Below are 19419 nucleotides of genomic sequence, written 5' to 3'. Positions count from 1 at the left end.
AAGCACCACCGACATCGGTCCGCAATATCTCGCGCAGAATCCGTAATTATTTGACAGCGGCGTGGATCTCCACGGCGTTCCGCTTGCACGTAGGACGCCCAGGCCGGTACGGCGTTTGCGCGGCGCGCGCACCCGCGCTGCCGGGCGCCGCAAAGCGCCACGGCTGCGGGCGCGGCCGTGGGCGCGGGACACCGGCCGACCCGTGGGCGGGCCGGCATGCGCGCACCGCGACGGTGGTGGTGTGTGGCCGCGAGTGCCGACTCCGGTCGCGGTCGGCTGCGCGACCGGCCTGCGGATCGGCTCGTCAGCCGCGGGGCGGCCACACGGCGAACCCTCGGTCACTTCCTGGGAAGCGGGACGTAGGCCCCGGCCACTCCCAAAGAAGCCGACGCCGGCCTCCTGGCCACTCCCGAGGAAGCCGGACGCCGGCCTTCCCGCCACTCCCGGGTCAGCCGCGTGCCGGCCTCCAGGTCACTTGCGCGGAGACCCCACATCGACGGTCGGTGGCTCGCAGGTCGAACGCACGGCGGGGCGTCGCGTCCGTCGCGAGCGGGGCGCACCGTGGGCCTGCGCGGGCCTCGCGGTCAGCCTCACGCTCGGCCCGCGTGTCTCCCCGTCAGTCGCGCGGCGGCTGCGCGGTCGAGCCGCGGACCACCAACTCCGGTTCGAACAGCAGCTCTTCGGCGGGGACGGAACTGCCGCCGATCTGGGCGTTCAGCAGCTCTACGGCCGCTCGTCCCATGGCCTCGATGGGCTGGCGCACGGTGGTCAGCGGCGGCTCCGTGCAGTTCATGAACGCGGAGTCGTCGTAGCCGACCACCGAGACCTGCGAGGGGACGGCGAGTCCCTTGCGGCGCGCCGCCCGCACGGCTCCCAGCGCGAGCGGGTCGCTGGCGCAGATGATGCCGGTGACCCCGCGGTCCAGCAGCCTCGCGGCCGCCGCCTGTCCGCCCTCCAGGGAGAACATGGCGCGGGCGATGTGCTCGTCGGGCAGGTCGGCGCCGAACGCCCGGGCCGCCGCCAGCTTGCGCTGCGAGGGCATGTGGTCGGCGGGGCCCAGCACCAGGCCGATCCGCTCGTGCCCCAGTGAGGCCAGGTGGCGCCAGGCCTGCTCGGTGGCGACGGCGTCGTCGCAGGAGACGCCGGGGAAACCGAGGTGCTCGATGGACGCGTTGACCAGGACGACGGGGATCTTGCGGTCCGCGAGCCGCCGGTAGTGGTCGTGCGGCGCGTCCGCCTGCGCGTAGAGACCGCCCGCGAAGACCACGCCGGACACCTGTTGCTGGAGCAGCAACTCGACGTAGTCGGCCTCGGAGACGCCGCCCTTGGTCTGCGTGCACAGCACCGGGGTCAGGCCGAGCTGCGCGAGTGCCCCGCCGATGACCTCGGCGAAGGCCGGGAAGATCGGGTTCTGGAGTTCGGGCAGGACGAGGCCCACCAGTCGCGCCCGTTCCCCGCGCAGCTGCGTGGGCCTCTCGTAGCCGAGCACGTCGAGCGCGGAGAGCACCGCCTGCCGGGTGGCGTCGGAGACACCCGGCTTGCCGTTGAGCACCCGGCTGACCGTCGCCTCGCTGACCCCGACCTTCTTCGCCACCTGAGCAAGTCGTCGCGTCATGCGCGCAAGAATAGCGCAAGTTATGCAAACGACTTGCGTTACTCGGCGAAGTCGTCGCGGCCCGGCCGCGGTGCCGGTCCCGCCCCGCCGGACGGTTTGCGTCGGGCCGGCAGGGACGCCGGTCCGGCACCGCTCACGAGCGGGCGGTCACCGGCGGGAGGGCCGCGCGCCCGCCTCGGCTCCGGGCTCGGCCCACAGCCCCCGTACGTGTCCGAGGTGACGGGTCATCACCGCGCGGACGGCCGTCTCGTCGCGGGCGAGGAGCGCGTCGAGCAGTTCCAGGTGCTCCTGGGCCGACTCCTCCAGCCGGCCCGCCTCGACGAGGGCGTGGAGTCCGTAGAGCCGGGAGCGCTTGCGCAGGTCGCCGACGACCTCGACCAGATGCGCGTTCCCGGCCAGGGCGAGCAGGCCCAGATGGAAGCGGATGTCCGCCTCGACGTACGCGATGAGGTCGCCGGCCCGCGCCGCCGTCACGATCTCGCGGGCGGCCGGACGCAGCGCCTCCAGCGAGACGGCGTCCGCCGCGCCGGCCAGCTCCACCACGGTCGGGATCTCGATCAGCGAACGGATGTGGGTGTACTCGTCCAGCTGCCGCTCGGACACGGCGGTGACCCGGAAGCCCTTGTTCGGCACCGTGTCGACCAGCCCTTCCTTGGCCAGGTCGAGCATGGCCTCACGGACCGGGGTCGCCGAGACGCCGAAGCGGGCGGCGAGCGTCGGCGCGGAGTAGACCTGGCCCGCCCGCAGTTCTCCGGCGATCAGCGCGGCCCGCAGCGCGTCGGCCACCCGCTCGCGGTAGCTGCTCTTCTTCCCGCCGAGCGTCGGCAGGGCGGGAGCGGCGGAGGGTGCGCTGCTGCGCTGGGCGGCCATGGAAGGTCTCCTCGTACGACGGGCTCGGTGCGCTGCCACGTGGGGTGCGGCCACGCGCGGTGCGAGGCCGCGTTCGCGGCGGGGTCTCGTGCCGTGTGCGGCCACGTGCGGTGCGCTGCCACACGGGGTGCAATGTCACGTGCCACCAGTATCCACGGCCCCGGACCCGCTCCGGAACCGCCGGAGCCGCGACGCGACTCACCCCGGCCCGTGCACGGCTCCTCCCCCGTTCCGCCGGCCGCGGCAGGACCGCCGAACGCCGCGCACCCGGCCACCGACGACGGCCCGCCGCTACAGGACGAAGCCGGCCGGGAACGGGTCCGAGGGGTCGAGCAGGTACTGCGCGGTGCCGGTCACCCAGGCGCGGCCCGTGAAGCTCGGCAGCACGGCCGGGATCCCGGCGACCTCGGTGGTGCCGAGCAGCCGTCCCGTGAACCGTGTCCCGATGAACGACTCGTTCACGAACTCGGTGTGGAGCGGGAGTTCACCGCGCGTGTGCAGCTGGGCCATCCGCGCGCTGGTGCCCGTGCCACAGGGCGAGCGGTCGAACCAGCCGGGGTGGATCACCATGGCGTGCCGGGAGCTGCGGGCGGTGGCGTCCGGCGCGTACAGGTGGACGTGGTGGCAGCCGCGGATCGACGGGTCCTCGGGGTGCACCGGCTCCCCCTCGGCGTTGATCGCCTCCATGAGGGACAGTCCGGCCGCGACGATGTCGCCCTTGCGGGCCCGGTCGAAGGGCAGGCCGAGCTCCGCCAACGGGAGGATGGCGTAGAAGTTGCCGCCGTAGGCGAGGTCGTACGTCACCGTCCTCCCGTCGGGGAGCGTGACGGTGCGGTCCAGGCCGACGGTGAAGGAGGGCACGTTCCGCAGGGTCACCGACCTCGCGGCGCCGTCCTCGACCGCGACCTCGGCGACGACTACTCCGGCGGGGGTGTCGAGCCGGATTGTGGTGACGGGTTCGACGACCTCGACCATGCCCGTCTCCACGAGCACGGTCGCGACGCCGATCGTGCCGTGCCCGCACATCGGGAGGTAGCCGGAGACCTCGATGTAGACGACCCCGTAGTCGCAGTCGGGGCGCGTCGGCGGCTGGAGGACGGCCCCGCTCATCGCCGCGTGACCGCGCGGTTCGTTCATCAACAGCTGTCTGATGTCGTCCCGGTGCTCCCGGAAGTACAGCCGGCGCTCGTTCATGGTGGCGCCGGGGAGGGTGCCGATCCCGCCGGTGATCACGCGGGTGGGCATGCCCTCGGTGTGCGAGTCGACGGCGTGCAGGACGAGTGTGCTGCGCATGGGACTCCTGACGGTCGGCGAAACTGCGGGAAACACGGTGGTGGTGACGGCGCGTCAGGTCAGGCCGGCCGCCACGGCCTCCTCGGTGGCGGTGCGCACCGCGGCCTCCTGCTCGGGCAGCAGCGGTACGCGCGGTGGCCGGACCGGACCGCCGTGGCGCCCGACGACGTCCATCGACAGTTTGATCGCCTGCACGAACTCGACCCGGGAGTCCCAGCGCAGCAGCGGATGCAGTTGCCGGTAGAGCCGGCCCGCCGTGTCGAGGTCACCGGCGAGGGCGGCGCGGTACAGCCGCACGCTCGCGGCGGGCAGTGCGTTCGGGTAACCCGCCACCCAGCCCTTCGCGCCGGCCACGGCGAGCTCCAGCAGGACGTCGTCGGCGCCGGCCAACAGGTCCAGTTCCGGTGCGAGTTCGGCGATCCGGTAGGCCCGCCGCACGTCGCCCGAGAACTCCTTGACGGCGTGGACGAACCCCTCGGCGTGCAGCTTCGCCAGCAGTTCGGGCACCAGGTCGACCTTGGTGTCGACGGGGTTGTTGTACGCGACGACCGGGACGCCCGCCTCGGCGACCGCCGCGTAGTGGGCGAGGACGGAACGCTCGTCGGCACGATAGGCGTTCGGGGGCAGCAGCATCACCGCCCGGCAGCCCGCGTCACGCGCCTGCTCGGCCCAGCGGCGGGCCTCGGCGGAGCCGTACGCGGCGACGCCCGGCATCACCCGGGAGCCGCCCACGGCGGCGACGGCCGTCTCCACGACCTTGGCGCGCTCCTCGGGCGTGAGGACCTGGTACTCACCAAGCGAGCCGTTGGGCACGACGCCGTCGCAGCCGTTCTCCACGAGCCAGGCGCAGTGCTCGGCGTACGCGTCGTAATCGACGGACAGATCGTCGTGCAGCGGGAGTGCGGTGGCGACGAGGACGCCGCGCCAGGGCCGGTCCCCGGTGGAGGTGGTGGCGGTCGCGGTGGTCATGGCAGCCCCTCTCGATACGGTGTGACATTTCACTGGCGGACGCGGGCGGCCTCCGTACGGCCGCCGTCTCCGGAAGGTCAGGTCGGGTCCGGGCCGGCCTCCCCCGGTTCCCCGGCACGGGCGAGGACGCCGAGTGGCACGGGCCGGGCGAACGACGCGCGGGACGGCGTGAGTTCGCAGCCGGCGAGGCCCGCCACCGCCGGACCGCACATCCGGCCCTGGCACCAGCCCATCCCGGCGCGGGTGAGGAGCTTGACGGTCCGGACGTCGCCGGCGCCGAGCCCGTCGACCGCTTCCCGGATCGCGCCGCCGGTGACCTCCTCGCAGCGGCAGACGACCGTGTCGTCCGTGACGAGGTCCGGCCAGTGCGCGGGCGGCGCGCAGACGGAGTCGAGCGCGGTGAAGAACTCCCGTTGTGCGGTACGGGACTTGGCGGCCGCCCGCCACAGTCGCGGATCGGGTTCGCGTCCGGTGAGGCGGGCGGCGGCGGAGCGTCCGGCGATGTGGCCCTCGGCCAGCGCGAGTGCCGCGCCGCCGATTCCGGTGCTCTCCCCCGCCGCCCAGACGCCGGGCACGTCCGTGCGCTGCTCGTCGTCGACATGGACCCGCGTGGCGTCGCAGCGGCAGCCGAGCGCCTCGGCCAGGTCGGTGTGCGGGAGCATGCCGTGCCCGACGGCGAGGGTGTCGCACAGGATGCGCCGTCCGCTGCCGGGCCGTACACGGCCGTCGGCGTCGAGGGCCGCGACCGTCACCGCGGCGAGCCGGTCGGCGCCGTGCGCCTCGACGACGGTGTGCCGGGTGAGCAGGGGCGTGCGGTGCCGCAGCAGCCGAACGGCGTGCCCGGCGCCCTCGGCGAGCTTGGCCGGGTGCGCGGCGAACGCGCGTGCCCGCCGGGCGAACGCGCCGGGACCGGCGGACTCGACGAGCGCGGCGACACCGACCCCCGCCGCGGCGAGCCCGGTGGCCACGGGCAGCAGCAGCGGGCCGGTACCGGCGACCACGGCGGTCCTGCCCGGCACCACGAGAGCGCCCTTGAGCATGGCCTGCGCCCCGCCCGCGGTCACCACACCGGGCAGTGTCCAGCCCGGGAACGGCAGCACCCTCTCGTACCCGCCCGTGGCGAGCAGGACGGCGTCGGCGCGCACGGCGACGGACTCCTCCTGGCCGGGGCCGAGCAGGGCGTGGACGCGGAAGGACCGCGGGCGGCGCACACCGGGCCTCCCCGTCCCGCCGGGCACGGCCCGCTCGACCAGCCATACGTGGTGGTCCCGCAGGAACGTGATCGCGCCCGTCCTCTGGTGCGCGGCGAGTCCCCGCGCCAGTCTCCGCCAGGTGCGCCGGTGCTGCCGCGGTGCCCCGGAGCGGTGCGCTTCCAGGCCCGGCTCCGGCCGGCGGAAGAACTGGCCGCCCGCCTCCCGCGCCGAGTCCACGAGGGTCACGTCGACGCCGTGCGCCGCCGCGGCGAGCGCGGCGGCCAGACCGGCCGGACCCGCGCCGATCACCGCGAGCCGCGGTCGCTCAGTCATCGTGGCCCGTCCCTTCCTGGGTGCGGATGCTGTCGCCCGGCCGGACCGGCAGGAGACACGCGCGTTGGTTGGGGCGGCCGTTGACGGTCACCAGGCAGTCGAAGCAGACGCCGATGCCGCAGAAGACACCGCGCGGCCGGCCGCGCCCGCGGGTGCCGCGCCAGGAGGTGACGCCCGCGTTCCACAAGGCGGCGGCGACCGTCTGGCCGGGCCGCGCCTCGATCCCGCGGCCGTCCAGGTCGACGGTGAACGGGGGTCCGGGCCGGGCCTCGGCCGGGTCCACGGGATTCACGCGGCCTCCTCGGGAAAGCGGTCGGGCCGGAAGGGATCCAGACGCGGTCCGGGTGCCTCTCCGGTGAGGACCCGAGCGATCAACTGCCCGGTGCCGGTGGCCAGTCCGATGCCCGCGCCCTCGTGCCCGCAGGCGTGCAGGAGACCGGGAACGCGGGCGTCGGGGCCGATCGCGGGCAGGTGGTCGGGCAGGTACGGGCGGAAGCCCTGGTAGGCGCGCAGGGCCCGTACGTCCGACAGGAAGGGGAAGAGCCGGACGGCGCCCGCGGCGAGGGCGCGTACGGCCGGGAGCGAGAAGGAGCGGTCGAAGCCGACGCGTTCACGGCTCGCGCCGATGAGGACGGGTCCGGCGGCCGTACCCTCGACGACCGGTGAGGTCCGCAGTCCGGCCGTGTCGCTGGCCACGTCGGCGACGTAGTCCGCCGCGTACACCTTGTGCCGGACGCGGCGCGGCAGCGGCTCGGTCACCAGGACGAAGCCGCGCCGGGGCAGGACGGGCAGGGTGACGCCCGCCAGCGCTGCCACGTCGGCGCCCCAGGTCCCGGCGGCGTTCACCACCGCCGGCGCGTGGATGTCACCGTGGTCGGTGCGTACGCCCCGCACGGCGCCGTCCGGCGTGCGGAGTACCCCGGTCACGGTGTGCCCGGTGCGGAGCCGGGCCCCCGACGCCCGCAGCAGGTGTGCGGCGGCCAGGGCTGGCATCACCTGGGCGTCCCCGGGGTAGTGCACACCGCCCGCCATGCCTGGCGCCAAGTACGGTTCCAGCGACGGGAGTTCGTCCTCACCGACGGGAGCGGCGGTGACGCCGGCGGCTCGCTGGGCCGCCGCGAAGGCGTGCAGGGCGCTCAGCGCCTCGGGGGTACCGGCGACGACCAGGCCGCCCTTGGCCTCGTACTCGATCGCCGGTCCCAGCTCGTCGGCCAGCTCGGCCCACAAACGCCGGGACAGCAGGGCGAGTTCGAGTTCCGGGCCCGGTTCCTTGTCGGAGACGAGCAGGTTGCCCTCGCCCGCGCCGGTGGTGCCGCCGCCGACCGGACCCCGGTCCACCACGACGACGTCCAGCCCGGCCCGCGCGGCGTAGAGGGCGCAGGCGGCACCGACCATTCCGGCCCCGACGACCACGACATCGCAGGTCAGTCGCTCACTCACGCCAGTACTATGTCACATGGCGCACTCGCGCGGAATGGGGCGTGCGGACGCCGGATTCAACGGGCGGACCACACAAGAGCCGTGCCGCTACCGAGAAAAGGGTGCCGGGACACGGCACGTCCGCGGCCGATCCGACTGGGCGCAGGTCTACGGGTCGGGCGTCCCGACGGTCCACCCGAGTACGAGGCGGCCGACGTCACGGGCACCTCGACCATCGCGGAACGGGCACGCCTCGCCCGGCGGGGACGGGTGCCGCTAGACGACCCGCAGGTGTGCGGCTCCGTGGCGGGCCTGGCGGGTCCTGCGCGGGGCCACCGGCGGGCGGCGCGTCTCGCGCAGGACGAGGGTCATACGCGTGTAGCCCATGTCCTGAAGGGTCTTGGGGGTCTCGCCGATGATCCGGCAGTCCGTACGGCCCCAGCGCGGGTCGGGGTGCACGAGCGGACGCACGGCACCGTCCTGCTCCACGCCCTCCGGGCCCACCGCGCGGATCCAGTGCGGCAGCCCCTGCCGGTAGGCGGCCTCCATGATGGGGTCCTGGGCGATGTCCCTGCGGATCGACTGGAGACCGCGGTCCTGCCCGTGCTGCTCCACGGCGGACGCGAAGTGCGCCAGCATCGGCAGGCACCAGCTCGACTCGTGCTCGCCGAGCACCGCGCCCGCGTCGGGGTGGAACAGGACGAACCGCAGGAAGTTGTCACCCGGCATGGCCGTCGGATGCGGGCCGACCTCGTTGAAAAGTGTCTCGAACGCGGCGTTGGACAGGACGACGTCCCACCGGTGGTCGAACACGACCGACGGGAAGGGGAGCGCCTCGAGCAGCGTCGCGTAGTCCTGGAGATATGCCTGAGCCTCGAGACTCTCGGGGACGGGCCGCGGCTGTGACCGCTGCCCTCCTGCCTGGTACGCCATCGGGAGGTCACCCCTCTTGCCTATGCGGCCTTCACGCGGCGCCCTGATCCTGCTGCCCGGAGCGGAGTCGTGTCAACTATCGTGGCATTTGGCGCCTGTTGACGGCTGAATCTCGCCACAGTTGTGGCGAGACCTGGATGCGGGTTCGAACAAGCGGCTACTCTCCGGTTGGTTCCTGAGTATCTTGTGAACGACCTGAGAGAGACGTAGGAGATCTGTCGGTGACGGATGGCTTCGAGGTTCCGGGCGCCACGGCGACGGTTCTGCTGCCGGCCGTCGTGGCCAGGGTCACCGCACTCGCCGACCGGCTCGGGGTGCCGCACGGCGAGATCTTCGACGTGCGCCGTCTGTCGGCCGAGTCCGGCGTCTCCGAACCGGTGGTCAAGGCGCTGCTGAGCGGCCGGCCCGCCGGGGAGCCCGATCTGCAGACGCGTTTCCTCCAGCGCTTCGACCTGCTGCGCCGCACCCGCCTCAAGCCCAACGGACGCAAGTACACCCAGCAGGAGATCGCCGACGGCGCCGGGATGTCGCGCCAGCAGGCGGGAGCCCTGATCAACGGCGACCGGCGCCCCACCATGGAGCACTGCGACGCGATCCAGCGCTTCTTCCGCGTGCACGCCGGCTTCCTGACGGCCGAGGACCCCGAGGCGCTCGCGAGCGCCCTGCAGCGCTGTGAGCAGGAACTCCTCCAGCAGTTGGCCGATCGGGAGCGCGCGGCGGCCCTCGCGGCCCACGACCCGCTGGAGCGTCTGCTGCAGGACCACGGCGTCCGCGGGATCGCCTGGCGGGCCGCGCAGCTGCCCACGGACCAGCACCGGGACAAGGTCGCGGAATGGCTGGACATGCTCCTGGAAAGCGTCAAGCGGCCCGAGTCGTGATCCGGGGGACGAGAGTGGGCATTGGCAGGGAGATGCGCCGCCTGTGCGGCGAGCTGGTCGCGGAACTCTCGCTCCCGGCCCCGGCGGAGCCCGCCGATCTGTACGCCGCCCTGTGCGACGCGATGAGCCGGCGCCGCGGCCGGCCCGTCCAGTACCGCACGGCCGCCTTCCCGCCCGGCACCGCCAGCGGACTGTGGCTCGACATGGCCGACCAGGACCTCGTCGTCATCGAGCAACGCACGGCACCCGACCACCAGTTGGTCATCCTCGGACACGAGCTGTGGCACATGAAGGCCGGGCACTGCAGTCACCACGTCGAGGGTGCCGCCGTCGCCGCCCGGCTGCTCTCGGACGACGCGGACCTCCAGGACACGGTGCTCAAGGTGGCCGCCCGCACGCGGTTCGACCTCGGCGACGAGAAGGACGCCGAGAGCTTCGGCCTGCTGCTCGCCAGCAAGTGCCGCCGCTGGCTGGCCGGTTCGTCCCTGCGCGGCCCAGTGCGGCGCGACGACCTGGCGGGCCGGATCGAAGCCTCGCTCGGCTATCGCGGGCCACAGGGCTGACCGCGCCGGAAGCCGCCGACGACCATGGACGGAACCAGCTACTACATCCCGGCCGTCGCCATGGGCATCGCCCTCGCCGTGAAGGCGCCCGCGCTGCTGCGGGGCTGGCGCGACCCGCTGCTGCGGTCGGTGGGCGTGCTCCTCGCCCTGGCCTCCCTGGTCTTCCTCTTCGCCGCGCCGCCGACCATCGCCGAGGTCAACGAGATCACCGGCGTGCCGAACATCTCGGCGCCGCTCGTCTACTGCCTGCTGAGCGCGTTCAGCGCCTCCTGCCTCGTGCTGATCGTCAACTGGCGTGGCGGGCCCGCCGAAGCGACCCGCCGTGTCTCCCGGCGCTGGACCGGCGGCTACACGGTGGTGAGCGTCGCCCTCGTCGTCCTGTTCGCGCTCGGGGACACCCCCGAGGAGCGGCTGCGGGACTTCGACACCCACTACGCGAACACGCCCTTCGCCCGCGAGATGATCGTGCTCTACCTGGTGGCGCTGACCGTCGCGGGCGTCGCGATGAACGTCATGTGCTGGCGCTGGGCGCTCCAGGTGCACGGCTGGCTGCGGGCCGGACTGCTCACGATCGCCGCCGGGTTCCTGTGCAACGTGCCGTACGCGGCCGCCAAGCTGACCGCCGTGATCGCCCGCTGGAACGGCGGCGACCTGGACTCCCTGAGCACGTACGTGGCGCCGGTGCTGGCCTCCTTCGGGGCGCAGCTGAGCGCGGTCGGCTTCTGCCTGCCGCTGGCCGGACGGCGCGTCGGGGACATGTGGAGCACCTGGTCGACGTACCGGCGGCTCGGGCCGCTGTGGCGCGAGCTGAACTCGGTGGCGGCGCACGGGGACCGCTCGGTGCGGATCGCCTGGTGGTCCCCCGCCGAACTCCAGGTCACGCAGCGGGAGTCGGACATCCACGACGGCATGCTCGGGCTGTACCCCTACTTCGACCCCGAGGTGCGTTCCTCCGCCTACGCGGCTGCCCTGGCGGCGGGCGCGGAGCCCGCGCAGGCGCGGGCCGAGGCCGACGCGGCGATGGTGACGGCGGCCGTCCGGGCCCGGGCGGCCGACCCCGAGGGCAGGGTGATCAGCTCGGCCGCGGCCTCTGACGGCGAGCCGACGGCCGCGGGGACCGAGGGTCCCCGCGACCTGGTGCGGATGTCCGTCGCGCTGCGCCGCTCCCCCGTCGTCGCGGCCGCCCGGGAGCGGGCCGCGGCGAGACGGGAGCCGGACACGGCCTAGCAGGACTCCCGGTTCGTGCGGAACCGGCGACGGGGTTCAGGTCGCGCTGCGTTCGCTCGCGTCCTTGAGGCCGCGTTCCACCATGCGGTTGCGGGCGGTGTCGGGGTGGCCCGCGGCGGTGCCGGGACGCCCCGCGCGCAGCAGCTCCCGCCAGTGCTCACGGCTCCAGTCGGCCGGGCGGGTCGTGCCGGTGAACTCCTCGACGAGGGCGACGAAGCGGGCCGGATCGCTGTGGTAGGGGAAGTGGCCGGCGCCCTCGAAGATCTCCAGCCGGCTGCCCGGCATCGCCTCGTGCGCGCCGTACGCGTGCCGCACCGGCACCACGCTGTCCCGGTCGCCCCACAGCAGCATCGTCGGCATGCCCTCGGTCAGATAGCAGCGGTCGAGCATGGTGACCGCCTGCCCGCGCCAGTCGACCACGGCGCGCAGCGTGCGGATGAAGGCGCTGCGGGAGGTAGCGTCGGGGAGCGCGTCGACGAGCGTCAGCAACTCGGGCGCGTCCTGGCCCAGATCGGTGTCGAGCAGCTTCATCAGCTGTGCGAACAGACCCACTTGGAGCCGCATGCCGGGCAGCCGCAGCGCGGCGAGCGCGAGATGGGCGCCCGGCAGCGAGACCGCCCGCAGCACGGGGTTCACCTCCCGGCCGACCCCGCCCGCGCTGACCAGGATCAGCCGTTCGGTGCGCTCGGGGAACTGGTAGGCGAACTGCATGGCGACCCCGCCGCCCAGCGAGTGCCCCATCAGCGTGGCGGACTCGATGTCGAGGGAGGTGAGCAGATCCCGTACGCCGTTCGCGTAGGCGGCCACCGAGTAGTCGGCCCGCGGCTTGTCCGAGGAGCCGTGGCCCAGCAGGTCGGGTGCGACGACGGTGTGGGTGCGCGCGAGGTCGGGGATCAGCTCCGCCCAGGTCGCCGACGAGTCGCCGATGCCGTGGATCAGGACGAGCGCCGGGCCCTGGCCGGCCATCCGGTAGGCGCGGCGGTAGCCGTGCACGACCTTGTGGCGCAGTCGCAGGTCCGCGTCGCCCACCGAGCGCAGCCGGTGGCTGCGGCGCGGGCGCCGGGGCGGTACGTCGGCCACGGCTCGCCTCCCGTTCTCCGGGGCCGTCCGGCAGGCGGCCCCGAGCTCCGTCCTCCAGCCTAGGGCCCTTGTCCGACAAGGGGTTTCGGGCAGGTTTCACCTCGGCTAAGCGGGCGAACCCCCGCGGACCGAGACGGGATTGTCAGTGGTGGACGGCAAGCTTGAGTCACGTACCGCTTCGACAAGCCGACCCGGGGAGAGCCGTCCGATGCCGACCGCCGTACTGACCGACCACGAGCGTGCCGCCGTGCAGGCCTATCTGCGCCTCCTCCAGACCGTACGCGCCGCGTTCGACGGCCCGTCGAGCGGACGGCGGCCACCCGTGGTGCCGCCGTCCGCGCTCGCCGAGGCGGAGCGCGCGCTGGCGGCGGCCGGACTCGCGGGCAACGAGGAGGAGTTCTTCCGTCTGCTGCACAGCTGGTGCCCGGAGCCCGGCTGAGGACCGGCCCAGCTCAGGAGTCGAGTACCGATACGGCCGGGGACGCTACGGGTGCGGCACGGTGAACGACGTCGCCAGATGGCCCCCCTGGACCGTCCAGCGCCCCTCGAAGGCGCCGACGCGTACACCGCCCACGAGCGGGCCGGGCACGAGGAGTTCGGCGCGCAGACGGCCGGAGCGGGCCTCCGTCACGGGGACGCCCGGATCCGGGCGGATGTCGATGTCCGCCCCGGAGAAGTCCAGCCACCGGCCGGTCAGGGGGAACCACGCCTTGTAGACGGACTCCTTGGCGCTGAACAGCAGGCGGTCCCAGTGGACGGCGGGGCCGGCCGACGCCAGCCGGCTCAGCCGCTCCAGCTCCGCGGGCAGGGCGACGGCGCCGAGGACGCCCTCGGGCAGCTCCAGATGGGGTTCGGCGTCGATGCCGAGGGAGGCCAGGTCGGTGACGCGGACCAGCGCGGCGGCGCAGTAGTCCTCGCAGTGCGTCATGCTGCCGGTGAGTCCTTCCGGCCAGCGGGGGGCTCCGCGCTCGCCGGTCAGGACGGCCTGCGGGGGCACCCCGAGTTTGGCCATGGCTCGGCGGGCGCAGGCGCGTACGGCGGTGAACTCGCGGCGCCGCTTGGGCACCGCGCGCGCTATCAGCGCCTCTTCCCCGGTGTACAGCGCCGTGTGCCCGGACCCGTCGTCACCGTGTGCCTCCACGGCCACGACCGACTCCGGGAGCAGCTCCTCGATCACCTGCTCCGACCTCCATCGGCAGAATGCGGCGGAGCGTGGCCGGGGGTCCCTGGCGCTTGCTCCACTCGCGGGGGTAGCCCACCGACACCTCCTCGAAGCGGACGCCCTGGTGCCAGGTGGTCCGCGGGATGTGCAGGTGGCCGTAGACCATGACGGTCGTGCGGTATCTGTGGTGCCAGTCGGCGGTCAGCCGGGTGCCGCACCACATCGCGAACTCGGGGTAGTGGAGGATGTCGGTCGGGTGCCGGTCCAGCGGGTAGTGGTTGACCAGCACCGTCGGCAGGTCCCCGGGCAGTTCCGCGAGTCTGCGCTCGGTCTCGGCGACGCGGGCCCGGCACCAGGCGTCGGCGCTCGGGTACGGGTCGGGGTGCAGGACGTACTCGTCGGTGCAGACGATGCCGGTCGATTCGGCGTAGGCCATGCCCTCAGCCTTGGTCGCGCAGCCCGGCGGCAGGAACGAGTAGTCGTAGAGCAGGAAGAGCGGCGCGACGACCGCGGGCCCGCCCCGGCCCTCCCAAACCGGGTAGGGGTCCTCGGGGGTGACGACGCCGAGTTCGCGGCAGAGGGCGACGAGGTGCTCGTAGCGGGCCACGCCCCGCAGGGTGACGGTGTCCTTCGGGTGGGTCCACAGCTCGTGGTTGCCGGGGGTCCAGATCACCTTGCGGAAGCGTCCGGCGAGGGTTTCGAGGGCCCAGCGGATGTCGGCCACGGTCTCCGCGACGTCTCCGGCCACCAGCAGCCAGTCGTCGTCGGTGGTGGGGCGCAGTCCGTCGATCAGGGCGCGGTTCTCGCTGTAGCCGACGTGCAGGTCGCTGATGGCCAGCAGGTGCCCCGGACGGCCGTCCGTCGACTCCACACCCGCTCCCTCCGCGAACCGAATGGGAACACAAGAACACACGCTCCCGGGCAGCGACAAGGCGGCTCGACCAGGTCACGAGTGCGGCGCCGGGCGGCTCCGCGCGGGCGCCGGGTCAATCCGTAACACGCTCGTAGCGTCACAAGGGTCGCGCGCCCCCTATGATCGGGCCAACACGGCTGTCACGAACCTTCTTCGGCGTACGGCGGCTCGGTGTACCTCCCTCCCCCCTGGCCGGGCACGGCCTGCTTCGCCGTGCCCGCGAACCGTGAAAAGGTGGCCTGCATGGTCTCTCGCGTACGCGTCTGGCTCAACCGCACGTACGCGGAGAACGTGTTCTTCATGGATCAGCTGCGGTCCAATCCGCACGACCGGCCGGTCGAGATCCATGCCACGCACGGTGACGCCGACTCGCCCGTGCTGGCGGCGGCCGACACCGCGGCCCTGGAACCGGAGGGCCTCTCCCGGGCCGCGTACGTCGAGTACGCGCTGGACCAGTGCGCGCGGCACGGCATCGACGTCTTCGTGCCCGTGCTGCACCAGGCGGCGATCGTGGCGCACCGCGCGGAGTTCGCCGCGCTCGGTACGGCTCTGCTCGCGCCGCCGGGCGAGGCCGTGGCCGTCTTCCACGACAAGGTGACGGCGTACGAGGCGCTGCGGGAGCAGGGCGTGCCGGTGCCGCCGTGGTGCCGGGTGCGGACGGCGGAGGAACTGCTCGCGGCGGTCGAGTCGCTGGAGGCCGACGGCCACGAGGCGTGCTTCAAGCCCGCTTCCGGCGCCGGCGGGGTGGGCTTCCGCAAGATCACGCGCGCGCCTTTCTCACTGACGCACCTCGCGGGGTTCCCCAGCCCGTACGTGCCGCTCGACATGGCCGTGGAGGCGGTACGGCGGGCCGAGGAGCCCGTCGACTGGCTGGTGATGCCGGTCCTGGAGCAGCCAGAGGTGTCCGTGGACTGCCTCACCGGTCCCGACGGCCGGGTGCGGATGGCGGTGGGCCGTACCAAGAACGGCCGGCGTCGCGGCTTCACGCTCCACCCGTCGTGGATCGAGCCGGCGCGGCGCATCGCGGAGGCGTTCGATCTTCACTACCTGACGAACATTCAGTTCCGGATGCTGAGGGACGAGCCCGTCCTGATGGACGTCAACACGCGCCCGGCGGGCGGGCTGCACCAGCTCGCCCTGTGCGGTGTCAACGCGCCTTACGCGGCGGTGCAGTTGGCGCTCGGCGAGGAGCCGGGTGAGTTGGTTCCCGCACGGCTGGGCCAGGACTACACCGTGGTCGCGGGGCCGCGTCCGCTGCGCCCGGTCTCCCTGCCGTCGCAGCGTACGGAGATCCCGGCCACGGCGCTGCCCGCGGTGCCCTCGCCGGCGTCACCGGCGGCCGTCGAGGAAACCACCAGCGGCGTGGCGACGGCGGCCAACGCGCCCGCCTAGCTCACACGGCTTCTCCGCCCTGCCTCGAGAACACCGATTCCCTCCGTTCCGGCCCGCCCTGTGCCGCGTCGGCCGGACACACCGGTCTGGACCAATTCGCACCGAACCCTTGACAGCCGCATTGGTCCATACCAACTTGGTTGCGCACTCCCCTGCACTTCCCTGCACTCCCGAACACCCCCATTTCCCCAGGGAGATCGCGTGCGCATCCACCTGTTCGGACGTTCCAGACGTCGCCTCCTCGCCCTGCTGGGCACCGCCGCCCTGGCCTTCACCGGAGCGGTCGCCCTGCCCGGTACGGCCCAGGCGGCCAACATCCTCACCAACCCCGGCTTCGAGTCGGGCGCTCTCTCCCCCTGGTCCTGCACCGGCAACCTCGGCTCGGTCGTCTCCAGTCCCGTGCACGGCGGCTCCAAGGCCCTTGCCGGGGCCGCCAGTTCGAGCGACAACGCCAAGTGCACCCAGAGCGTCTCCGTCCAGCCGAACACCACGTACACCCTCTCGGCCTGGGTGCGCGGCAGCTACGTCTACCTCGGGGTCGACGGCGGCGCCTCGACGTGGACGACCTCCACCTCCGCCTACAGCCAGCTCACCCTGACCTTCACCACCGGAGCCTCGCAGACCAGCGCCAAGGTCTACACCCACGGCTGGTACGGCCAGGGCACCTACTACGCCGACGACGTCAGCCTGGACGGTCCCGGCGGCGGCGGTGGCTCGGACACGCAGGCGCCGACGGCCCCGGCGAGCCTGCGCTCCACCGCGAAGACCTCGTCGAGCGTGTCCCTCGCGTGGAACGCGTCGACGGACAACGTCGGCGTCAGCGGATACGACGTCTACAGCGGCTCGAACCAGGTGCTGACCGTCTCCGGTACGAGCGCCACGGTCAGCGGGCTGTCGCCCAGCACGGCCTACACCTTCACCGTCAAGGCACGCGACGCGGCCGGGAACACCTCGGGCGCCTCCAACGCGGTGAGCGTGACGACCGACGCGGGCGGCGGCGGTGGCACCGGCTTCAAGCAGGCGGCGCCCTACCTCTACCTCGGCTGGGGCGACCCGCCCAGCGCGACGTCCGTGATGAGCTCGACCGGCGTCAAGTGGTACACGATGGCGTTCATGCTCGACCAGGGCGGCTGCAACCCCGCCTGGGACGGCAGCCGACCGCTGACCGGCGGCAACGACCAGAGCGTCATCAACTCCATCCGCTCCGCGGGCGGTGACATCGTCCCCTCCTTCGGCGGCTGGTCGGGCAGCAAGCTCGGCGCCAACTGCTCCTCCGCGAGCGCGCTGGCCGCGGCACTGCAGAAGGTGATCGACGCCTACAGCCTCAAGGCGATCGACATGGACATCGAGAACACCGACGAGTTCGAGAACGCCGCCGTCCAGGACCGCATCCTGACCGCGCTGAAGACCGTCAAGGCCAACAACCCGGGCCTGCGCACGATCGTCACGTTCGGTACGACGACGACCGGTCCCACGTACTGGGGCAACCGGCTCATCGAGCAGGCGCAGGCGCTCAACGCCGGCATCGACGTCTTCACGATCATGCCGTTCGACTTCGGCGGCGGTTCCGACATGTACGGCAACACGGTCGGCGCCACCGAGGGCCTGAAGACCAAGCTCAAGTCGACCTTCGGGTGGGACGACGCCACGGCGTACTCCCACATCGGCATCTCGGGCATGAACGGCCTGAGCGACCAGCAGGAGAACACGACTCCGGCGATCTGGACCCAGATCCGCGACTGGGCGAACTCGCACCACATCGCCCGCCTCGCGTTCTGGTCGGTCAACCGTGACCGCCCCTGCCCCGGCGGCGGCGTGACCAGCAACTGCTCCGGCATCAGCCAGAGCAACTGGCAGTTCACCTCCATCACGGCCGGGTTCACCGGCTGACGCACGGGACACGCGGGACGTGGGGGCATCCGGCCGGCGGCCGGGTGCCCCCACACGCGTGTCCGCGCCACCGGTGACCCGGATACCGCGGCGGCTCGGACCGCGGCTACTTCAGGTAGGCCAGGCCCGGATGTGCCTTCGTGTAGCCGTCGACGAGGCGGTGGGCCACGTTGACTGAGTCCACCAGGGGGTGCAGGGCGAAGGCCTTGACGGCGGTGGCGCGCGAGCCGGACTCGGCCGCGGCGAGGACCTCCCGCTCGACCGCCTTGACCGAGCAGACCAGACCCGTGGCGTGGTCCGGCAGCGGGTCGACGGCCACCGGGTGCGCCCCGTTGGCGTCGACCAGGCACGGCACCTCGACGGCGGCCTCCGCGTCGAGGACGGCGAGGGTGCCGCGGTTGCGGACGTTGAGGATCAGCGTGGTCCGCTCGTCGCGGGCGATGGCCCGCATCAGGGCGAGGGCGACCTTCTCGTAGCCGCCCGACAGGTCGTCGGCGTCGCGCTCGCCGGCGCCCGCCGCGTCCCGGTTCTCGGCCATGTACGTGGCCTCGCGCTCGGCCCGCGTACGGTCCCAGGCCGCCAGCGCCGAGGCCTGCGGGCGCCGCATCTCCTCGTAGAACGCCGCCTGCTGGTCGCGCAGGAAGGCGCCGCGGGTCTTCTTCGCCTGCTGGTAGGCCCGTACGGTCTCGCGGTTGAAGTAGTAGTAGTGCAGGTACTCGTTCGGGATCGCGCCCAGGGACCGGAGCCAGTCCACGCCGAAGAGCTTGCCCTCCTCGAAGGAGCCGAGCAGCCCCGGATCGGCGAGCAGGCGCGGCAGTTCGTCCCGGCCCCCGACGCGCAGACCCCGTACCCAGCCCAGGTGGTTGAGGCCGACGTAGTCGATCCAGGCCTCCCCCGGGTTCGCGCCCAGCACGCGCGCGATGCGGCGGCCGAGGCCCACCGGGGAGTCGCAGATGCCGATCACCCGGTCGCCGAGGTGCCGTGACATGGCCTCGGTGACCAGGCCGGCGGGGTTGGTGAAGTTGATGACCCAGGCGTCGGGGGCGAGCCGGGCCACGCGGCGCGCGATGTCCACGGCGACCGGCACGGTCCGCAGCCCGTACGCGATGCCGCCGGCGCCCACGGTCTCCTGGCCGAGGACGTCCTCCGTGAGGGCGACCCGCTCGTCCGCCGCGCGCCCTTCGAGACCGCCGACGCGGATCGCGGAGAACACGAAGTCGGCACCGCGCAGCGCGTCGTCGAGATCGGTGGTGACCGTCACCACGGGGGCGTCCGCGCGTCCGGCCGCCTGCTCGGCCAGGACCCGGGCGACGGCCGACAGCCGCTCCGCGTCCAGGTCGTGCAGCACCACATGGGTGACCCGGCCCGCGGCCCGGTCGCCCAGGAGCGCCCCGTACACGAGCGGCACCCGGAATCCGCCGCCTCCCAGAATCGTCAGCTTCACACCACGCCCGCCTTTCCCGGCTCTCCCGCCACGATCACCCGTACGCCCGTTCCGCGGAGGGGAACCGCGTCGGCGCGTCGATCGCCGTGTCCGTCTCTACCACGTCGAGCCCTCCGACGCCGCAGACCTGCGCCGGAACGGCCGCGGGAGAGTGCGTCATGCTGGGTCCGTACACGTACCGCCGCGTGCCCGTCCGGCAGGGGTACGCGTCCGCACGACCGCCCCGGTCCCGGGTCACGCGAAGC

Annotated in this window: 19 protein-coding genes; 6 read left to right on the top strand and 13 right to left on the bottom strand. The window is 73.1% G+C overall.

Going from position 1 to position 19419, the window contains the following annotated elements:
- Nucleotides 1-616: 616 nt before the first annotated feature.
- From ACZ4VA_RS28010 to ACZ4VA_RS27975, 8 genes are all read right to left on the bottom strand, one after another.
- Entirely contained in the window at nucleotides 617-1615 is a 999-nt protein-coding gene (locus ACZ4VA_RS28010; protein WP_355787902.1) for a LacI family DNA-binding transcriptional regulator, read from the bottom strand.
- A gap of 147 nt (nucleotides 1616-1762) precedes the next feature.
- On the bottom strand, nucleotides 1763-2485 hold the full coding sequence (locus ACZ4VA_RS28005; protein ID WP_356166282.1) for a GntR family transcriptional regulator: 723 nt from the start codon (nucleotides 2483-2485) through the stop codon (nucleotides 1763-1765).
- A 291-nt stretch (nucleotides 2486-2776) separates the two neighbouring features.
- Nucleotides 2777-3778, bottom strand: coding sequence for a proline racemase family protein (locus tag ACZ4VA_RS28000; RefSeq protein ID WP_452921958.1), 1002 nt, complete (start codon nucleotides 3776-3778; stop codon nucleotides 2777-2779).
- 54 nt (nucleotides 3779-3832) lie between these two features.
- Nucleotides 3833-4747, bottom strand: a complete 915-nt coding sequence (locus ACZ4VA_RS27995; RefSeq protein ID WP_389391626.1) for a dihydrodipicolinate synthase family protein — start codon at nucleotides 4745-4747, stop codon at nucleotides 3833-3835.
- Between the two features lie 77 nt (nucleotides 4748-4824).
- Nucleotides 4825-6273 carry an FAD/NAD(P)-dependent oxidoreductase gene (locus ACZ4VA_RS27990; protein ID WP_389391627.1) on the bottom strand — a complete coding sequence of 483 codons (1449 nt, stop codon included), beginning with the start codon at nucleotides 6271-6273 and terminating at the stop codon, nucleotides 4825-4827.
- Nucleotides 6266-6565: a (2Fe-2S)-binding protein gene (locus tag ACZ4VA_RS27985; protein ID WP_355795876.1), complete on the bottom strand. Its 300-nt coding sequence runs from the start codon at nucleotides 6563-6565 to the stop codon at nucleotides 6266-6268. The genes ACZ4VA_RS27990 and ACZ4VA_RS27985 overlap by 8 nt, the downstream gene beginning before the upstream one ends.
- Complete coding sequence (locus tag ACZ4VA_RS27980; protein ID WP_356237911.1) at nucleotides 6562-7713, bottom strand: NAD(P)/FAD-dependent oxidoreductase; 1152 nt, start codon at nucleotides 7711-7713, stop codon at nucleotides 6562-6564. The genes ACZ4VA_RS27985 and ACZ4VA_RS27980 overlap by 4 nt, the downstream gene beginning before the upstream one ends.
- A gap of 255 nt (nucleotides 7714-7968) precedes the next feature.
- A complete protein-coding gene (locus ACZ4VA_RS27975) occupies nucleotides 7969-8625 on the bottom strand; it encodes an MmyB family transcriptional regulator (protein WP_355792815.1) in 657 nt (218 codons plus the stop codon).
- Nucleotides 8626-8846: 221 nt separating this feature from the next.
- On the opposite strand from ACZ4VA_RS27975, the gene ACZ4VA_RS27970 reads away from it, so the two are divergent.
- The 3 genes from ACZ4VA_RS27970 to ACZ4VA_RS27960 are packed head-to-tail and all read left to right on the top strand — an operon-like array spanning nucleotide 8847 to nucleotide 11293.
- Nucleotides 8847-9503 carry a helix-turn-helix domain-containing protein gene (locus tag ACZ4VA_RS27970; protein WP_355792812.1) on the top strand — a complete coding sequence of 219 codons (657 nt, stop codon included), beginning with the start codon at nucleotides 8847-8849 and terminating at the stop codon, nucleotides 9501-9503.
- 32 nt (nucleotides 9504-9535) lie between these two features.
- On the top strand, nucleotides 9536-10066 hold the full coding sequence (locus ACZ4VA_RS27965) for a toxin-antitoxin system, toxin component (protein WP_355792809.1): 531 nt from the start codon (nucleotides 9536-9538) through the stop codon (nucleotides 10064-10066).
- A 24-nt stretch (nucleotides 10067-10090) separates the two neighbouring features.
- Complete coding sequence (locus tag ACZ4VA_RS27960; RefSeq protein WP_356166298.1) at nucleotides 10091-11293, top strand: MAB_1171c family putative transporter; 1203 nt, start codon at nucleotides 10091-10093, stop codon at nucleotides 11291-11293.
- Between the two features lie 36 nt (nucleotides 11294-11329).
- On the opposite strand, the gene ACZ4VA_RS27955 is transcribed toward ACZ4VA_RS27960, so the two are convergent.
- Nucleotides 11330-12373: an alpha/beta fold hydrolase gene (locus ACZ4VA_RS27955; protein WP_468082887.1), complete on the bottom strand. Its 1044-nt coding sequence runs from the start codon at nucleotides 12371-12373 to the stop codon at nucleotides 11330-11332.
- A gap of 208 nt (nucleotides 12374-12581) precedes the next feature.
- Here ACZ4VA_RS27955 and ACZ4VA_RS27950 point away from each other — a divergent pair, with 208 nt between their 5' ends.
- Nucleotides 12582-12812 (top strand): hypothetical protein, encoded by a 231-nt coding sequence (locus ACZ4VA_RS27950; RefSeq protein ID WP_356166304.1) that lies wholly within the window; start codon nucleotides 12582-12584, stop codon nucleotides 12810-12812.
- A 45-nt stretch (nucleotides 12813-12857) separates the two neighbouring features.
- On the opposite strand, the gene ACZ4VA_RS27945 is transcribed toward ACZ4VA_RS27950, so the two are convergent.
- Both ACZ4VA_RS27945 and ACZ4VA_RS27940 read right to left on the bottom strand, forming a co-directional pair.
- Nucleotides 12858-13550, bottom strand: a complete 693-nt coding sequence (locus tag ACZ4VA_RS27945) for a 4'-phosphopantetheinyl transferase family protein (protein WP_452921953.1) — start codon at nucleotides 13548-13550, stop codon at nucleotides 12858-12860.
- Nucleotides 13498-14406 carry a metallophosphoesterase family protein gene (locus tag ACZ4VA_RS27940; protein ID WP_355780076.1) on the bottom strand — a complete coding sequence of 303 codons (909 nt, stop codon included), beginning with the start codon at nucleotides 14404-14406 and terminating at the stop codon, nucleotides 13498-13500. The genes ACZ4VA_RS27945 and ACZ4VA_RS27940 overlap by 53 nt, the downstream gene beginning before the upstream one ends.
- A 285-nt stretch (nucleotides 14407-14691) precedes the next feature.
- Here ACZ4VA_RS27940 and ACZ4VA_RS27935 point away from each other — a divergent pair, with 285 nt between their 5' ends.
- Nucleotides 14692-15840, top strand: a complete 1149-nt coding sequence (locus ACZ4VA_RS27935) for an ATP-grasp domain-containing protein (protein WP_356166310.1) — start codon at nucleotides 14692-14694, stop codon at nucleotides 15838-15840.
- Nucleotides 15841-16041: 201 nt separating this feature from the next.
- Nucleotides 16042-17730 carry a carbohydrate binding domain-containing protein gene (locus tag ACZ4VA_RS27930; protein WP_356166313.1) on the top strand — a complete coding sequence of 563 codons (1689 nt, stop codon included), beginning with the start codon at nucleotides 16042-16044 and terminating at the stop codon, nucleotides 17728-17730.
- A 106-nt stretch (nucleotides 17731-17836) separates the two neighbouring features.
- On the opposite strand, the gene ACZ4VA_RS27925 is transcribed toward ACZ4VA_RS27930, so the two are convergent.
- Together ACZ4VA_RS27925 and ACZ4VA_RS27920 are read right to left on the bottom strand one after the other, a co-directional pair.
- Entirely contained in the window at nucleotides 17837-19174 is a 1338-nt protein-coding gene (locus ACZ4VA_RS27925; protein WP_468082884.1) for a 6-phospho-beta-glucosidase, read from the bottom strand.
- A gap of 34 nt (nucleotides 19175-19208) precedes the next feature.
- Nucleotides 19209-19334 (bottom strand): hypothetical protein, encoded by a 126-nt coding sequence (locus tag ACZ4VA_RS27920; RefSeq protein WP_355784189.1) that lies wholly within the window; start codon nucleotides 19332-19334, stop codon nucleotides 19209-19211.
- Nucleotides 19335-19419 lie beyond the last annotated feature (85 nt).

The organism is Streptomyces sp. NPDC028308, from assembly GCF_055565855.1.
The sequence above is the reverse complement of the archived record's forward strand: the minus strand, read 5'-3'. Positions and strand labels throughout refer to the sequence as shown.